The sequence below is a fragment of the Antarctobacter jejuensis genome, assembly GCF_052266595.1.
Classification (GTDB): domain Bacteria; phylum Pseudomonadota; class Alphaproteobacteria; order Rhodobacterales; family Rhodobacteraceae; genus Antarctobacter; species Antarctobacter jejuensis.
This window is the reverse complement of the sequence record NZ_JBQQXJ010000024.1, coordinates 23,345-37,458: the sequence shown is the minus strand read 5'-3', so window position 1 is coordinate 37,458 and position 14,114 is coordinate 23,345. Positions and strand designations below refer to the sequence as shown.

17 protein-coding genes are annotated in these 14,114 nt (G+C 62.6%); 11 read left to right on the top strand and 6 right to left on the bottom strand.

Going from position 1 to position 14,114, the window contains the following annotated elements; translation table 11 throughout:
• Positions 1-9: 9 nt before the first annotated feature.
• From ACTXGA_RS22655 to ACTXGA_RS22635, 5 genes are all read left to right on the top strand, one after another.
• Positions 10-807: a hypothetical protein gene (locus ACTXGA_RS22655; protein WP_443396991.1), complete on the top strand. Its 798-nt coding sequence runs from the start codon at positions 10-12 to the stop codon at positions 805-807.
• The gene (locus tag ACTXGA_RS22650) at positions 804-1,550 is read left to right on the top strand and encodes a hypothetical protein (protein ID WP_443396990.1); all 747 of its coding nucleotides are present in this window, start codon (positions 804-806) and stop codon (positions 1,548-1,550) included. The genes ACTXGA_RS22655 and ACTXGA_RS22650 overlap by 4 nt, the downstream gene beginning before the upstream one ends.
• Positions 1,547-2,866: an ATP-dependent DNA helicase gene (locus tag ACTXGA_RS22645; protein ID WP_443396989.1), complete on the top strand. Its 1,320-nt coding sequence runs from the start codon at positions 1,547-1,549 to the stop codon at positions 2,864-2,866. Before ACTXGA_RS22650 ends, ACTXGA_RS22645 begins: the two co-directional genes overlap by 4 nt.
• 7 nt (positions 2,867-2,873) lie before the next feature.
• Positions 2,874-5,438, top strand: coding sequence for a VapE domain-containing protein (locus ACTXGA_RS22640; RefSeq protein WP_443396988.1), 2,565 nt, complete (start codon positions 2,874-2,876; stop codon positions 5,436-5,438).
• A gap of 163 nt (positions 5,439-5,601) precedes the next feature.
• The gene (locus ACTXGA_RS22635) at positions 5,602-6,651 is read left to right on the top strand and encodes a PIN domain-containing protein (protein WP_443396987.1); all 1,050 of its coding nucleotides are present in this window, start codon (positions 5,602-5,604) and stop codon (positions 6,649-6,651) included.
• Between the two features lie 131 nt (positions 6,652-6,782).
• On the opposite strand, the gene ACTXGA_RS22630 is transcribed toward ACTXGA_RS22635, so the two are convergent.
• Together ACTXGA_RS22630 and ACTXGA_RS22625 are read right to left on the bottom strand one after the other, a co-directional pair.
• Positions 6,783-7,418, bottom strand: coding sequence for a DarT ssDNA thymidine ADP-ribosyltransferase family protein (locus ACTXGA_RS22630; RefSeq protein ID WP_443396986.1), 636 nt, complete (start codon positions 7,416-7,418; stop codon positions 6,783-6,785).
• A 33-nt stretch (positions 7,419-7,451) separates the two neighbouring features.
• Positions 7,452-7,934, bottom strand: coding sequence for a hypothetical protein (locus ACTXGA_RS22625; protein ID WP_443396985.1), 483 nt, complete (start codon positions 7,932-7,934; stop codon positions 7,452-7,454).
• 699 nt (positions 7,935-8,633) lie between these two features.
• On the opposite strand from ACTXGA_RS22625, the gene ACTXGA_RS22620 reads away from it, so the two are divergent.
• From ACTXGA_RS22620 to ACTXGA_RS22605, 4 genes are all read left to right on the top strand, one after another.
• Positions 8,634-9,155: a crossover junction endodeoxyribonuclease RuvC gene (locus ACTXGA_RS22620; RefSeq protein WP_443396984.1), complete on the top strand. Its 522-nt coding sequence runs from the start codon at positions 8,634-8,636 to the stop codon at positions 9,153-9,155.
• Positions 9,152-9,361 carry a hypothetical protein gene (locus ACTXGA_RS22615; RefSeq protein WP_443396983.1) on the top strand — a complete coding sequence of 70 codons (210 nt, stop codon included), beginning with the start codon at positions 9,152-9,154 and terminating at the stop codon, positions 9,359-9,361. The genes ACTXGA_RS22620 and ACTXGA_RS22615 overlap by 4 nt, the downstream gene beginning before the upstream one ends.
• Positions 9,354-9,800 (top strand): DUF6362 family protein, encoded by a 447-nt coding sequence (locus ACTXGA_RS22610; RefSeq protein WP_443396982.1) that lies wholly within the window; start codon positions 9,354-9,356, stop codon positions 9,798-9,800. The genes ACTXGA_RS22615 and ACTXGA_RS22610 overlap by 8 nt, the downstream gene beginning before the upstream one ends.
• A 402-nt stretch (positions 9,801-10,202) precedes the next feature.
• The gene (locus ACTXGA_RS22605) at positions 10,203-11,477 is read left to right on the top strand and encodes a DNA modification methylase (protein WP_443396981.1); all 1,275 of its coding nucleotides are present in this window, start codon (positions 10,203-10,205) and stop codon (positions 11,475-11,477) included.
• Here the strand turns inward: ACTXGA_RS22605 and ACTXGA_RS22600 are convergent.
• Positions 11,429-12,010: a CIA30 family protein gene (locus tag ACTXGA_RS22600; protein WP_443396980.1), complete on the bottom strand. Its 582-nt coding sequence runs from the start codon at positions 12,008-12,010 to the stop codon at positions 11,429-11,431. The genes ACTXGA_RS22605 and ACTXGA_RS22600 overlap by 49 nt on opposite strands.
• A gap of 16 nt (positions 12,011-12,026) precedes the next feature.
• On the opposite strand from ACTXGA_RS22600, the gene ACTXGA_RS22595 reads away from it, so the two are divergent.
• Both ACTXGA_RS22595 and ACTXGA_RS22590 read left to right on the top strand, forming a co-directional pair.
• Positions 12,027-12,281, top strand: coding sequence for a DUF7220 family protein (locus ACTXGA_RS22595; protein WP_443396979.1), 255 nt, complete (start codon positions 12,027-12,029; stop codon positions 12,279-12,281).
• A gap of 211 nt (positions 12,282-12,492) precedes the next feature.
• Complete coding sequence (locus ACTXGA_RS22590) at positions 12,493-12,717, top strand: DUF1127 domain-containing protein (RefSeq protein ID WP_443396978.1); 225 nt, start codon at positions 12,493-12,495, stop codon at positions 12,715-12,717.
• A gap of 123 nt (positions 12,718-12,840) precedes the next feature.
• On the opposite strand, the gene ACTXGA_RS22585 is transcribed toward ACTXGA_RS22590, so the two are convergent.
• The 3 genes from ACTXGA_RS22585 to ACTXGA_RS22575 all read right to left on the bottom strand — a co-directional run bounded on the left by ACTXGA_RS22585 (position 12,841) and on the right by ACTXGA_RS22575 (position 14,020).
• Positions 12,841-13,428 carry a DUF3489 domain-containing protein gene (locus ACTXGA_RS22585; RefSeq protein ID WP_443396977.1) on the bottom strand — a complete coding sequence of 196 codons (588 nt, stop codon included), beginning with the start codon at positions 13,426-13,428 and terminating at the stop codon, positions 12,841-12,843.
• 98 nt (positions 13,429-13,526) lie between these two features.
• Positions 13,527-13,745, bottom strand: a complete 219-nt coding sequence (locus ACTXGA_RS22580; protein WP_443396976.1) for a hypothetical protein — start codon at positions 13,743-13,745, stop codon at positions 13,527-13,529.
• Between the two features lie 5 nt (positions 13,746-13,750).
• Positions 13,751-14,020, bottom strand: coding sequence for a hypothetical protein (locus ACTXGA_RS22575; protein WP_443396975.1), 270 nt, complete (start codon positions 14,018-14,020; stop codon positions 13,751-13,753).
• Positions 14,021-14,114: the final 94 nt, after the last annotated feature.

Below are 14,114 nucleotides of genomic sequence, written 5' to 3'. Positions count from 1 at the left end.
AGGTGCGTGATGATCGACATGAATCACGGCTCGGGAGCGCAATATCTGCCGCCGCTGGGGCTCCCTGACATCACCGCGGCCCTCGGCGCCGCGATCGACGGCGCCCTTACATCTCGGCAGGCGGGTGAGCGGCCCCGGACCTATGTCAGTTCTTCCGGGCTGGGTCGCGCCTGCCTGCGGCAAATCCAGTATGACTTCCTCGCGGTGCCAAAGGATGCGGGCCAGGACTTCGCACCCAGGACCCTGCGGATCTTCGAGGCCGGCCATCGCGGCGAGGACATGGTGGCAAGCTGGCTGCGCCTCGCCGGGTTCGACCTGCGCACCGAGCGGGCCGATGGCCGGCAATTCGGCTTCACCGCCCTGAACGGTCGCTTCAAGGGTCACATCGATGGCTGCCTGGTCGGCGGACCCGTGGCGATGGACTATCCGGCCCTCTGGGAGACCAAGGCGCTCGGCGCGTCGAGCTGGAAGGACACGGTCAAGCGCGGCGTGACGGCCTCGAAACCGGTCTACGCGGCACAGATCGCGCTCTACCAGGCCTATCTCGACCTGCCCAACCCGGCGCTCTTCACCGCGCTCAACCGCGACACGCTGGAAATCTATGCCGAGCTCGTCCCCTTCGACGCGGCGCTGGCGCAGCAGATGAGCGACCGGGCGGTCGCGGTTGTCCGGGCATCGGACGCCCGGGAAGTGCTGCCGCGCGAAGCGATCGAACCCACAGCCGCTGTCTGCAAGGGCGGCATGACCGCCGGGCACTGGCATCCCACCTGCGCCTGGGCGCAGACCTGCTGGAGCGCCCGCACATGATCCCCGAGGCCTATGAGTTCAAGCGGCTGGCGTCGGAGTTCCGGCGGACGTCGATCTATGGCTTCCTCTTCGAGGGCATCGAGGAGGCGCCGGTCTACCATTTCGCCGATCAGGCGGCCTTCGACAGCGACGAGGTCGATGCGCTGGGTCCGCTGATCATGGACAAGCCCCTGCTGCTGCCCCACCCGGCGGTTGTCTTCGAGGTGAAGGACCGGGACCCGATCCGATCCTCCCTGCTGGTCTACGCGCGTCAGTTCGACGATCGCGTCGAGGCGGGCTTTGTGTTCCGCGACGGGAAACGGCGCAAATGGACGGATTGCCTCGTGCATGCCGTCTTCGCGGAGCCGGGCGTGGCGGAGGTCACGGCGCATCCGAAGCTCTCGACCGACGAGGCGAATGTCTATCACGCGGTTGCCACCGGCATTGTCTGGCGGGCGCTCAGCATTCTCGCCCATGCCGGCGAGGCCCGGGACCGCAAGGTCATGCCGGCGCAGCGCGCCGGATACGCGAAGGCCGGCGTCCGGGGCTGGACCTGGCACCAGGTCACCATCGACCTCGAGCGCGCCCGCGCGAAACAGCCGCCGGCGGGAGGGACCCATGCCAGCCCGCGCTGGCACATTAGACGGGGCCATTGGCGCCAGCTGGCCGATGGGCGCCGCGTCTTCGTGCGGGAATGCCAGGTGGGCGATCCCGCGCAAGGCGGAGTGGTCAAGGATTACATGGTGAAAGGCCGGGCCGCATGAGCGACTTCATCCCATCGGCCGAGCAGGCCCGGGCCATCCGCACGGTCAGGACCTGGTTCGAGACCGGGACCGGCACCCAGCAGGTTTTCCGGCTTTTTGGCTATGCCGGATCCGGGAAATCCACCGTCCTGAAGTTCGCGCTCGACGCGCTTGGCCTCGCGCCACATCGCAGCGCCCGCGACGGCATCTGCGTGCCCGGTGTCGTCATCGCCACCTTCACCGGCAAGGCAGCGCTGGTGCTGACCCGCAAGGGCACGCCGGCCCGCACCATCCACAGCCTGATCTACTCGGTGATCGAGGCGACCGAGGCGGAGATCACCGCCGCGACCCGGAAAATGCGCGAGGCCGAGCAAGCTATTCGGACCCTGACCGGCTTCGACCGCACCGCGGCCGAGGCGGGGATCGAGGCGATGCGCCAGGCACTCTCGGCGATGAAACATCCGCGTTTCGCACTGAACCCGCAAAGCGATGCCGCCGACGCGCGACTGATCGTGCTCGACGAGGTGTCGATGGTGGACGAGGAAATGGCGCGCGACCTGATGAGCTTCGGAAAGCCGATCCTGGTGCTGGGCGATCCCGGCCAGCTGCCGCCGATCAAGGGCGAGGGCGCCTTCACGAATGTCGCCCCCGACATCATGCTGACCGAGATCCACCGCCAGGCCGCCGAGAGCGCCATTATCCGTCTGGCGACGCTGGCGCGGGAAGGCGCGCCGATCGGCTTCGGCAGCTACGACGATCACGTCGCCAAGCTCCGCAAGGGCGACATCACGCCGGACCAGGCGCTGCGCGGCGGCCAGCTGATCTGCGGCATGAACGCCACGCGGCTGCAGCTCAACAACGCGATGCGCACCGCCGCCGGGCTTGGCGGCAGCACCTTGCCCAGCGGGGGTGCGGAGAAGATCATCTGCCTGAAGAACCAGAATGACCTCGGGCTGATCAACGGCATGTTTGTCACGCTCGAGGAAATCGTCGACGAGGGCAGCCTCTTCTTCTCGGCCGTGGTGACCGATGAGGACGAGCGCCGCGTGGGACCGCCGAGCCGCGACGGGCGTCCGGCCCGATTGCGCCTCTACAAGGGGCATTTCGAAGACCATGTTGCCTATGACCGGACCCGCCATGACCGCGACTGGAAGGAAAAACGCCTGCTGACCGAGGCGACCTTCGGCTGGGCGATCACCGCCCACAAGGCGCAGGGCTCGCAGTGGGAGAACGTGATCGTCTGGGATGACGGGCTCGGCCGCAGCGAGATCGACCGCCGCCGCTGGCTCTACACCGCCATCACCCGCGCCGAACGCGGGCTCGTCCTCCTGGCATGAGCGCATCATGATCGATCTGAACAATGTCTGGGCCCCGCCGTCTCGCCACGACCTCGGCGCCATCAAGACCCGTCTCGCCGACACTGCGCGCGACTGGCTGCCGGTACTCTTTCCCGAGGCGCGGCTGACGCCCGACCGACGCGCGCTGCGCTGTGCCGATCTCTCCGGTCGTCGCGCCCGCGGCGAGGGATCCTGCCTGATCCATCTGGATGGGCCCTATGCCGGCTGGGGCTTCGACTTCGCCACCGGCGAGCGCGCCGGCCCGGTCGATCTTCTCTACCATGCCACCGGCATGACCGATGGCCGACTGTTCGACGAGGCGGCGCGGCTGGCCCGGATGGAACTGGAAAGCGGCGCGCGCCAGCGGCCGTCGGCACCAGCGCGCCCCGACCATAGCCTCGAAATCCGCCGCATCCTCGAGGATTGCCAGCCGCTGGCCGGGAGTGTCGCCGAGACCTACCTTCAGGCCCGCGGAGTACGGGACCCGGGATCTCCGGACCTGCTCTTTCACCCTGACCTGACCGACTACGACAGCCGACGAGGCTGGCCCGGCATGGTGGCCATCCCGCGCCTGATCACAGGCGGGGCCGTCGGCGGCATCCATCGCACGTTCCTGCTGGACGATGGCAGCGGCAAGGCCCCCGCCGGCAAGAAGATGCTGGGCTCCATCGCTGAGGCCGCGGTGCGGCTGTTCCCGATGTCCGACGATGGCCATCTCGGCGTCGCGGAAGGCATCGAGACAGCGCTGGCCGCTCGGGCGATCTTCGGCACGCCGGTCTGGGCGGCGCTCTCGGCGGATGGCCTGGCGAGATTCAAATGGCCCGACGGCACAGAGCAGCTCACGATCTACGCCGACGCCGGGGACGCCGGCCGCCAAGCCGCCGCCGCGCTCGCGGATCGCCTGAACAGCGCGGATATCCCGAACCGGATCGTGACCCCACTGCATGGTGACGACTTCAACGATGACCTCCTGAAAGGCGCTAGCTGGGCCGATTATGAACCGGCCGCGGTCGATGCCAAGGACCTCGCCGCTGCGGAGGATCTTGCGACCAGCGCGCCGGAGACCGCCGAAACCCTGGCTGCGGCTACGCAGGCGCTGACCAACCCGCCCGATCTGACGGCACTGGGTGCCCTGATGGGGCGTCTTGTGCTGGCCCGTCTCGAGCCCATGGAAGAGCGACACATTCTGTCACAGATCAAGGCGCGCACCGGCATCGCCATGTCGATCCTCGACAAGCAGCTTGGCGTCCTGCGTCGCCGGCTGAACGGAACCGGCGATCTGTCCAAACCCACCGTGCGCCCGGCCTGGGCGCATCGGCTCCGGCTCGATCTTTCCGGCACGCCCGAACGCAACGAGGCCAATGTGATCATCGCGCTGAACTCCGACCCGGACTTCGCCGGCACCATCGCATTCGACGAGTTCCGACAGGAAGTTGTCACGCTGCGCCCGCTGCCCTGGGATGCCCCCGATGCCGAATGTCCGCGGCCCTGGGAGGACAGCGACGATATTCGCCTGGCGGAGTGGTTGCAGCATCGAGACGTGAATGTCGCGCCGCTCGTTGTCGGTCGATCCGTCGGTGCCGTGGCCCGCGAGGCCCGCATTCACCCGGTCCGTGACTTTCTCGACGCCCTGACATGGGACAGCACGCCCCGGATCGCGACCTGGACCAGTACCTACCTCGGCGCCGAGCCGACCGCGTTCCATCACACCATCGGTGCGCTCTGGCTGATCTCGGCGGTGGCCCGCATCTACCGCCCCGGCGTGAAGGCCGACCACATGCTGATCCTCGAGGGGCCACAGGGCGCCCGGAAATCGACGGCGTTGAAGGTTCTGGCCGGCGAGGACTGGTTCACCGACGAGCTTCCGGAACTCGGCTCGAAGGACGCCGCGCTGCACATGCAAGGCGTCTGGATCGTCGAGATCGCGGAACTCGATGCCATCGGCCGTGCTGAAGTCTCCCGCATCAAGGCCTTTCTCACCCGCACCACCGATCGGTTCCGCCCGCCCTACGGCCGTTACACTATCGAGGTGCCGCGCCAGTGTGTGTTCGCCGGAACCGTGAACCCCGACACCTATCTACGTGACGAGACCGGCAACCGCCGCTTCTGGCCGCTCCGCTGCGGCACCATCGACATCGATGCGCTCGCCCACGACCGGGACCAGCTCTGGGCCGAAACCGTCCACCGTTTCCGTGCTGGAGCGATCTGGTGGATCGATGATCCGGATCTGCTGGCCGAAGCCCGCGAGGAGCAGGATCGCCGGTATCAGTCTGACGCCTGGGACGACCTGATCGAGCACTGGCTGACGCACGAGATCCGTACCGTGTCGGATGGATATCCGGATTACGGCAACTCGCGAACCGAGACGGCGCGGCGCTGTGAGCCGCTGCGTGACGTGTCCGTGGGTGAGATCCTGGACGAGGCCATAGGGCTGGAGCCGGGGCACTGGACCCGTGGCGACCAGATGCGCGTCTCGGCCTATCTCAAGGCGAAAGGATGGGAGCGGTATCGTGGGCGCGACGAGCAGGACCGATCTGCAAGCCGCGCGTGGCGGTATCGGCTGCCGAGTTGACAGCCTACTGCTTGGGAAACCTCCTCCCACTCCCGCCATTCAAGGAGCGGCCTCACACAGCCTAAAAGGTTCACTCGGTAGCAGGGCGGCGATTCTGAAGAACTATGGCAACGTAGAGCGCATGGTCGTATGCTGAAAAAAAATAGACCATGTGTGACTGTGAATGCCGAATAACCAACTTCAAGTTTTCCTCGATGCGAATATCGTAATTCGAGGAGGCAAGCCACCCGGTGGACCGGAGATCGAGCGTGTCGGAGACTTGGTGGATGCTGGCCTAATTCATGTGCTGACCACAGATTTGACTGTTGCCGAGGTTTCAAAAAAGCACTCTGCCAATGATTTTGACGTCATAAAGGAGGTGGGCAGGCCGCATTTCCGTCGCATCATTGAGGATACGCTTGGCGCTGAGCTTCCTAAAGTCAGCAAGTCAGAGATCAAGGTTGCGCTCGATAACAAATATGCTGACTCGACCTCCGCAATGTTCGCGTCACTGAAAGCAATGGTCCTTGAAGTTGACAGCGTAAAGCCGAGCACCGTATTCGCTGCTTACTCTGCCGGTAGCGGGTTCTTTTCAGGTGAGGGTAAGAAGGATCAATTTCCTGATGCTTTCACATTTGAGTGCTTGAAGACAGTCTCGACAGAAGCATCGCCCGTCATCATCGTTTCGGACGATGGCGACTTTGACGCGCCTGCGAAGCAGGAAGAAAATATCACAGTCTTGAAGTCCTTGCCCGACCTGTTCAAGCATCTGGGATTCGAAATGGCCCCGCCGCCTGTTGAGGAGTTTCTTGAAGAAAACACCGACGACCTAGCAATGCTTGTAAACAGCGAAGTCGACGACTGGGGGTTAATTGGTGATGTTGAGGATTCCGAGGTCTATGACGTTGTGGTGGACGATGTAGAGATTGAGAGGATTTCTGCCTTCAAGCCCGTTGAAAAAGGTGACTCGATTCTGGCTATCGCAACCCTTCGGGTAAGCGCCCGTGCGAGTTTTACGCATCCAGACTGGGATACGGCATCCTACGATTCCGAAGATAAGGTTCTGATTCCTTGGGATGAAGTGAGCGGAGAAACGGATTTGCATTTGTCGGTGGATGTTTCGATTTCCATCGCTGTTGACGAAGGCGGAAATCCTGAGCAGCTTGACACCCTACGTTTCCGAAACTCCAATTTTCAGTACGTTACGTTACACCCCTCTGAAGACTATAAATAGCCACCGTACTGATCCGACGGTCCGCGTCGAGGTGCATCTATGAAAAGCACTGGGCCGCGGATTGACCTTCTTGCACTCGAGAATTGCACAGTTTCGATCTGGAGGCCGTTCTGTTGAGGTGACAATATAGCTCAGCGGCCCCAGAGGAGATGGGAATCGTCGCTTACATTACGCTCCCATCCAGGCAAATCGCGAAACGCGGTGTCGACCCGGATGGCGTCCTCGCGGCCGCGCACTTCGGCACCTTGAATAAACTGAGCCGGAATGTAGTCGGAGACCTGAACCTCGGCCTGCGGATCGAGTGGAACATTAGAAGGAATGGTCTGCTTGCCGATAATTGTGATACCAGCGCGGTTGCTATGAAACATTGCCTCGAACGCTTCGGCAGATTCGTAGTAAAGCGCGCGAGGCAAAATTTCACGACGCGCGGCATTGGTATGCAAGAAGCGGCAACGGCACTCCCAAAGAATCTCTGGCGAAAGATGGAGTATGACCCAACGCCGGTTCGGGTGATCGTCAATCTTTCTATTCAGCATGTCGCGATTGACGTTAGTGATCGTGGTGCAGATGGTATCAGTCCGCCCGTCAAAGCGATTGCAATCGGTGGTGACAACTTCAAGGCCGCGCCGTCGGCACTCCTGAACGGAAAGAAGGCCATATTGGACAATAGACGGAATGTTCTCAATAGCGGTGAAGTGCAGGACGCGGCAAATGCCGCGTGCCCCGATTATTTCTTTTATGCGGACTTGTTTTCCGGTTTTTATCATAACAATCAGAGAGAAAATCGTAATTTAGTTTTCTTACTTTTCATGACTATTCAATATTTTGGTAATCTTTCCTTTCAAGCTAATTGCGTCAGTGGCTGCGCACCAATCTTTCCAGCTGATGTGCGCCGCCCCGGAGCTTTGCTCTTTTCCCCGATAAAGGTGTAGAACAGATGCTTTCGAATTCATGACGGCATCGTAGAACGAGAAATCCCGATTCCAGCGGATCGCCACAAAATGATCGGCTTTCTCGAGATTACTCGGCCGTAACGAAACTCTTGGGAAAGCGCCGTCAGTTCCAAGGACGCGGGACTTAACTTCTACTCGCCCATATAACGAAGTGTTAACGTCAGAGCCGCGCCGATTCCCACCCTCAACAACGCCTTCCAATGCTGCAGCTACGAGTATCTCTGCCAGCAGGTCATGCGAAATCTTGTCGTATCTTCGGATGCAGTTTGCAGTGCGCAAGATCATAGCCATTTCCCGGGCATCTTCGGCCGCGTGTTCATTCTTGCTCACTAATCTGTTCCTGATTCTGATTGGGGCGTAGTTAGAGCACGTGATTCATTATTCCTTATCTAGTGCAAAGATCGCTGCAAGCCGAAAGTTATGTGCGACGACTTCCCTCGTGCTATCCATGCTCGCCACCAACTGCGTGAACTCACCTCGTAAGGCTGAAAGTCTGCTTCAGCGGCATGTTGCATGCGTAAGGCGGCTGTGACGCATGTCCGTTGTCGGCCTCAGTTGTGCGGATGCACGTTGAGCGATCGGAAGCCACGGACGCTGTGGTTCCGTATGTCCCAACCTCAGCGGTTGTCCCAACCTCGTCCCAACCTCTTGAGGGGGTTGGGACAGGAAAACGTCATTGATTTCAATGCTGTCCCAACCTCCCTCTGTTGTCCCAACCTTTTTCAATACATTCATGTAAGAGAACGGAAGCCGTTGGGAACAAGTACTCCTACGTAAAAGAGTAGCCCCCCGTTGGGACAGGCGAGGTTAGGACGGAAACAAGTCAAGCCATTGAAGTTGCGAGGAAAAGGGCTGTCCCAACCTACCCGGAGGTTGGGACCACGGGCACCGAGGTTGGGACAAGAGCCGTATTTGAGGCGATGCCGCCCCGTCGACGCCCGACCAACAATTTCGCTTTTGCCGCAGCGAGCCGGGTGCTACATCTTGTGGTGACCAAAGCCGAAGGCCCACAACTTGTGAGCCTTTACGATGAACACACCAACCCCCGCACAAGACAACCGCCCCAAACGAGGGGTGGTTCAGGCATCATGCATCCTTGCCCTCGATCTCGGCACCACGACCGGCTGGGCCCTGCGTAGCCGTGACGGGCTGATTACCAGCGGCACGGCCAGTTTCCGGCCTGGCCGATACGACGGCGGCGGGATGCGCTACCTTCGCTTTGGCAACTGGCTGGCGGAACTGGATCGCCTGTCCGGGCCCGTCGCCGCGATCTGGTTCGAAGAGGTGCGGCGGCATCTCGGCACCGATGCGGCACACGTCTATGGAGGTCTTCTCGCCACCCTGACAGCCTGGGCAGAACTGCGTGGAATTCCGTACAGCGGAGTCCCGGTTGGCACGATCAAGAAACACGCCACTGGCAAAGGCAACGCGCCAAAAGGCGCAATGATCGCCGCCGCTCAGGCGCGTGGTTTCAACCCTGCAGACGACAACGAGGCCGATGCCATCGCCATTCTGTTCTGGGCGCTGGAAACGCAGGGAAGCGTGGCATGAAGGGGATGCGGTTCACGCCGAAGGGCTATGGTGGCGAGCGCCGTGACCCCGAGCAGGTCAAGCACGACGGCTGGCATGAACAGCGCATGCTCGCGGTCTCGCTGGACGATCGCCGTCTCACCTGGCCCGAGCGGGAACTGGTCCGCCAGCTCGGTGAGAAGCTCTACGGCAAGCTGCCAGCGGTCCAGGAGGCGCGCAATGACTGACTGGACGACAGCGCGGGTGCAGGACCGCCTGGAGTTGGCGGCGGACATCTTCACGCAGCTGCCCGCAGTGAAGCCTCAGGGGTATTTCAACGCCTGGCCTGAGTACATGTACAGCTTCTCCGATCAGGTGGGTCAGGAGCCGAAGATGCGGCGGCCGCTGCCTCCGCCAAAGATGATCTCGGAGGCGGAGGAGACGCTGCTCTGGCTGCGCTGGCTGGAGAAGGACGATGCGCGGATCCTCTGGCTCCGGGCGAACCGCAAGCCCTGGAAGGCAATCTGCTGGGAGTTCGGGATCAGCCGCCCGACTGCCAGCAAGCACTGGCAGTACGGCATCGCGCTGATCACCTGGCGGCTCTGGGGACGCAAGCCATCGTCCAAGCGATCGAAGCAGTTCGTGATCGAGAATGCGCAGGACCTGTCAAGAAAAATCATTCTGTGATGTGCGTTTTCCGAGAAACATCGGCGGTGGTTTTCATTTCGGCTCGAGGCCTCTAAAAAAAGAACATGATCGCACGAGACGTGAGAGACGCATGGGCGGGATGACAACGAGTTGGGAGCGGGGAAATGGTGGCGGATGACCGCGAAAACATTCTCCCGCCTCCGGCAACCTACTGATTTTACGGGTCCTTCCTGTTTACCTGTGTATTCGGGGGGGCTGGGCTCGACGCTTTCCCAGTAACACCCCCGAAACCACCCGTTTCGTTTCGCTTTGAGCGCGACCCCCAATGAACACTGGGCCTGAGGGCCCGCCGACACCCGCCTGAACCGAAACGCCGGTCCGGGGCCATTTCGTTTTGGCGCCGCACCCGTTTCGCTTTGTGGCCAGCATCCGGATCCATCGATGGACGTCATCGACCTGCCGCTCGGGCAGATCATTCCCTATGCGCGCAACCCGCGGCGCAACGAGAAGGCAGTGGCCACCGTCGCTGCCTCGATCACGGAATTCGGCTGGCGCCAGCCTATCGTGGTCGACGAGGCCATGGTGGTTCTGGCCGGTCACACGCGCCTCGAAGCGGCCCGCCAGCTCGGGCTGGACACCGCACCGGTCCACGTCGCCAGGGGTCTGACCGATGCCCAGGCGCGCGCCTTCCGGATCATGGACAACCGCTCGTCCGAGAACGCCGAGTGGGACAACGAGCTGCTCGGGCTGGAACTCGGCGATCTGCTGAACGCGGAGTTCGATCTCGGGCTGACGGGTTTCACGGACGAGGAACTCGGCGCGCTGATTAACGGGTTGGCCGAGGATGGCACCGGCCCACAGCATGGCGAGGACGAGGTCCCCGAGACGCCCGACACCCCGGTCAGCCGGCCGGGCGACCTCTGGGTCCTGGGCAACCATCGGCTGCTTTGTGGCGACAGCACGGTCGCCACCGATGTCGCGCGGTTGCTGGGGACGGTGAAGCCGATGCTGATGTGTACCGATCCACCCTATGGGGTCGAGTACGACCCGTCTTGGCGCAACCAGGCAGGCACGTCCAAGACCAAACGCACCGGCAAAGTCCTGAACGACGACCGCGCCGACTGGCGGGAGGCCTGGTCCCTGTTTCCGGGTGACGTCGCCTATGTCTGGCACGGCGCGCTGCATGCAAAAGAGGTTGCGGAAAGCCTGGAGGCGTGCGGGTTCGTCATCCGCTCGCAGATTATCTGGGCCAAGGAACGGCTTGTGCTGAGCCGCGGCGATTATCACTGGCAGCACGAGCCGATGCTATATGCTGTCAAGAAATCCGGCAAAGGGCACTGGGCGGGCGACCGCAAGCAGACGACGCTGTGGCAGATCCCGAGCAAGGATCAGGATGCCGACACGGTTCACGGGACGCAGAAGCCCGTCGAATGCATGCGGCGGCCGATCCTGAACAATTCCAGCCCAGGTCAGGCGGTCTACGAGCCTTTCATGGGATCGGGCACCACGCTGATCGCGGCCGAGACCACCGGCCGCGTCTGCTTCGGGATCGAGTTGAACCCGGCCTATGTGGATGTGGCAGTAAAGCGCTGGCAGCAGTTTACTGGGCAACAGGCTGTCCTGGATGGGGACGGGCGGAGCTTTTCAGAAATCAGTGCCGGCAAGCCTCAGTCGCTGGAAGCGGCGCCGTCCTCTGCATCATCGGATGCCGCATAGAAGCGGATATCGGCAACGGCAATATCGGCTTCGAATTCGCGTCCGATGGCAACGATCCCCAATCGGCGCAGCCGCGACGGTTTGAACGATCGCTCCGTGCGATGCGGCTCGAACTCGGAAAACGGTAGAAAGACAGTGGTCCACTCCGACGGCGCGTGGAAGCTTTGACGGTAAGACTCCCAAGGACGCCGGATGTCGGACGTGCGCAGATGCAGGTTGTAGATCTGGTCATTGCCGAGAACATCGAGCCTGATGCCATCCCAATCCGACGCATCCACCGCGTCACCCGCGTCACCGAGGTCGAGTGCAACCTGGAGGAAGCCGCCGTCGTTTTCGAGGCTGACGCCTCCGGTCATCCGGATCGCCTCGCGGCCGTTAACCGTCTCTCGGCGCATCTCGCCACTGGAAACGCCGCCCATGACACGGTCGGAGATCAAGGCCCAGCCGTTGCCCGTGACCGCCAAGGGCGGGTCGAAACGGAGATCGTCAATGATTTCCATCGCTGCTGGCATGGAGTGTCCCTGTTCGCTCATGGCGGAGAACTTAGGAATGGCTGAGCGCGATACAATTGCCCGAGCGCCGGTTCAGTCACGCGCAATGTCGCTCGTCGAGTCCATCGCCAACGTCGCCATGGGCTATGGCGTCGCCGTGACGACGCAGATCCTGATCTTTCCGTTCTTCGGGCTGCACACGACACTGGCGCAGAACCTGACGATGGGGGCGGTGTTCACTGTCGTGAGCATCGCGCGGTCCTATGTTCTACGGCGGATGTTCGAGAGCATGAGGGTCCGAAAAACCGACTGAGATTGCGGACCAAGACGGTGCTCAGAACTGCTGCGTTTCAACTTGCGATCAGAACTTGATCATCTCGCACGCAAACCGGGCAAACCCCGATGTTAGCGTTGATCATGCTGCATGGCGGCAATTCGGGCATGTCGATTGTGCAACTGCAGCATCGGCTTAATTCTTGGGGTGTCGACGCAATCCGGTGTCGGCAGATCACAGGAGGCTCAACATGGCCTACGCACCTATCGACTTCGCACGTTCCAGCCAATCCGGGCTGAAAGCGCGCTTCCAACAGTTCCGTGACATGCTCGAGGAGCATGCCGCCCGCCGCGCAGTCTATCGCAGGACGGTGGGCGAATTGCAGGCACTCAGGGATCGCGACCTTGCCGATCTCGGCTTTCACCGCAGCGACATCCCGCGCATCGCGAGACAGGCGGTCGAAGAAAACACCTGACGATACGACCTTCAGGGCTCTTTCCTCCTCCCTGGAGCCCTGAAATTTGCGGCGACACCGATCTCCTCCCCGGTGTCGCCGCATTCATTTTGACCGGTCCGTTTGGTTTCGGAACTTCCCGCGTCAGTCGTTCGGCAGGCTGTAGACCCGTCCGCGACCCTCGACCTTCTCGGAGGTCACCTCGAGCCCGAGCTTCTTCTTGAGCGCGCCGGACATGGCGCCTCGGACCGTATGCACCTGCCAGCCGGTGGCGGCGGCGATTTCTTCGAGGGTCGCGCCGCCCTCGGCGCGGAGCATCTCGATCAGCTTCGCCTGCTTGGTGCCCCTGCGCGGTATGCGCGCCTTGGGCGCGGCGTCGGTTTCGGCGGGGGCGTCCTGCGGGGCGTTCGCACTCTGCGCGACGTTGGCCGCCGTGGCCGCGCCAGCGCCGCCTTCAGTTTCTATACCGATGGCGGCGAGACCCGCTTTGGTGATGTGCAGAAGGATGGCGTGCCCGTCCGCGTCGTTGCGCCAGATCCGGTTGAGCGCGGCGTCGGCCTTGGTCTGGCTGTCGGTCACGGTCTCTGCGATCAGCCCGCGCGAGAGCAGCGCGCCGACCACCTTGGCGGCGGCGCCGCCGCGCAGGGAGCCGGGCAGCGGCAGGATGTTGCGGTCCTCGCGCTGTGCTGCGGCGCTGAGGATCACGAGCTGGGTGTCGGAAAGCTTGATCATCTGGGTTCGTCTCCTGATCGAAACCGCGACCGTCGCGGTTCTCCTACGACCCCAAGCCGCGCATCTCGCGCGGCCGAGGTTCGGGCGCCAGCCCGAGGTCAGATAAGGTCGAGGCTCCTCAGGGTCGTCGCGGCATCGACAATGCGGTGGGTCGGCACTTCGAGCGTAATGGTCATGCTGTCGGCGTAGCCCCGGGCGTGAATGCCGCTCTCCTCGAGAAGGGCGGCTTCGAGTTCGTCCACCACGCTCGGGATGCGGCTGCGGTCGAAATGCTCCGGCAGGGTCCGGATCGCGATGCGGATGGTGCTGGTGTCCATGGGGCTCACTCCGCGTGCTCGCCTTCGCCGAAGGCGCTGTCGGTGATGCGCTTCAGCAGGCTGGCGTAGTGTTCCAGCGTGCCGACCATCGCCCAGCCCACCTCGTCGGGCGCGCAGTTGAAATGGTCGTCGCTGAGGCTCTGCAGGCGGGCGAGCATGGTGTCGATCTCGGCCTTCTTCGCGATGAAGGCGGCTTGCGCAGCCTCCTTGTTGCGCCGGGCCTTCTCGGCGCGGAGCTGGTGGCGGGGTGTGGTGAGCGGGTTCAGGCGGGTCATCGGCTTGGCTCCGTGGGGTGCGTCGTTTTCGTGTGATCAGGTTCGCTCTGCCGCGCCCGCCTATCCAGTATAATCGAAGCAATTTCAGTGCGTT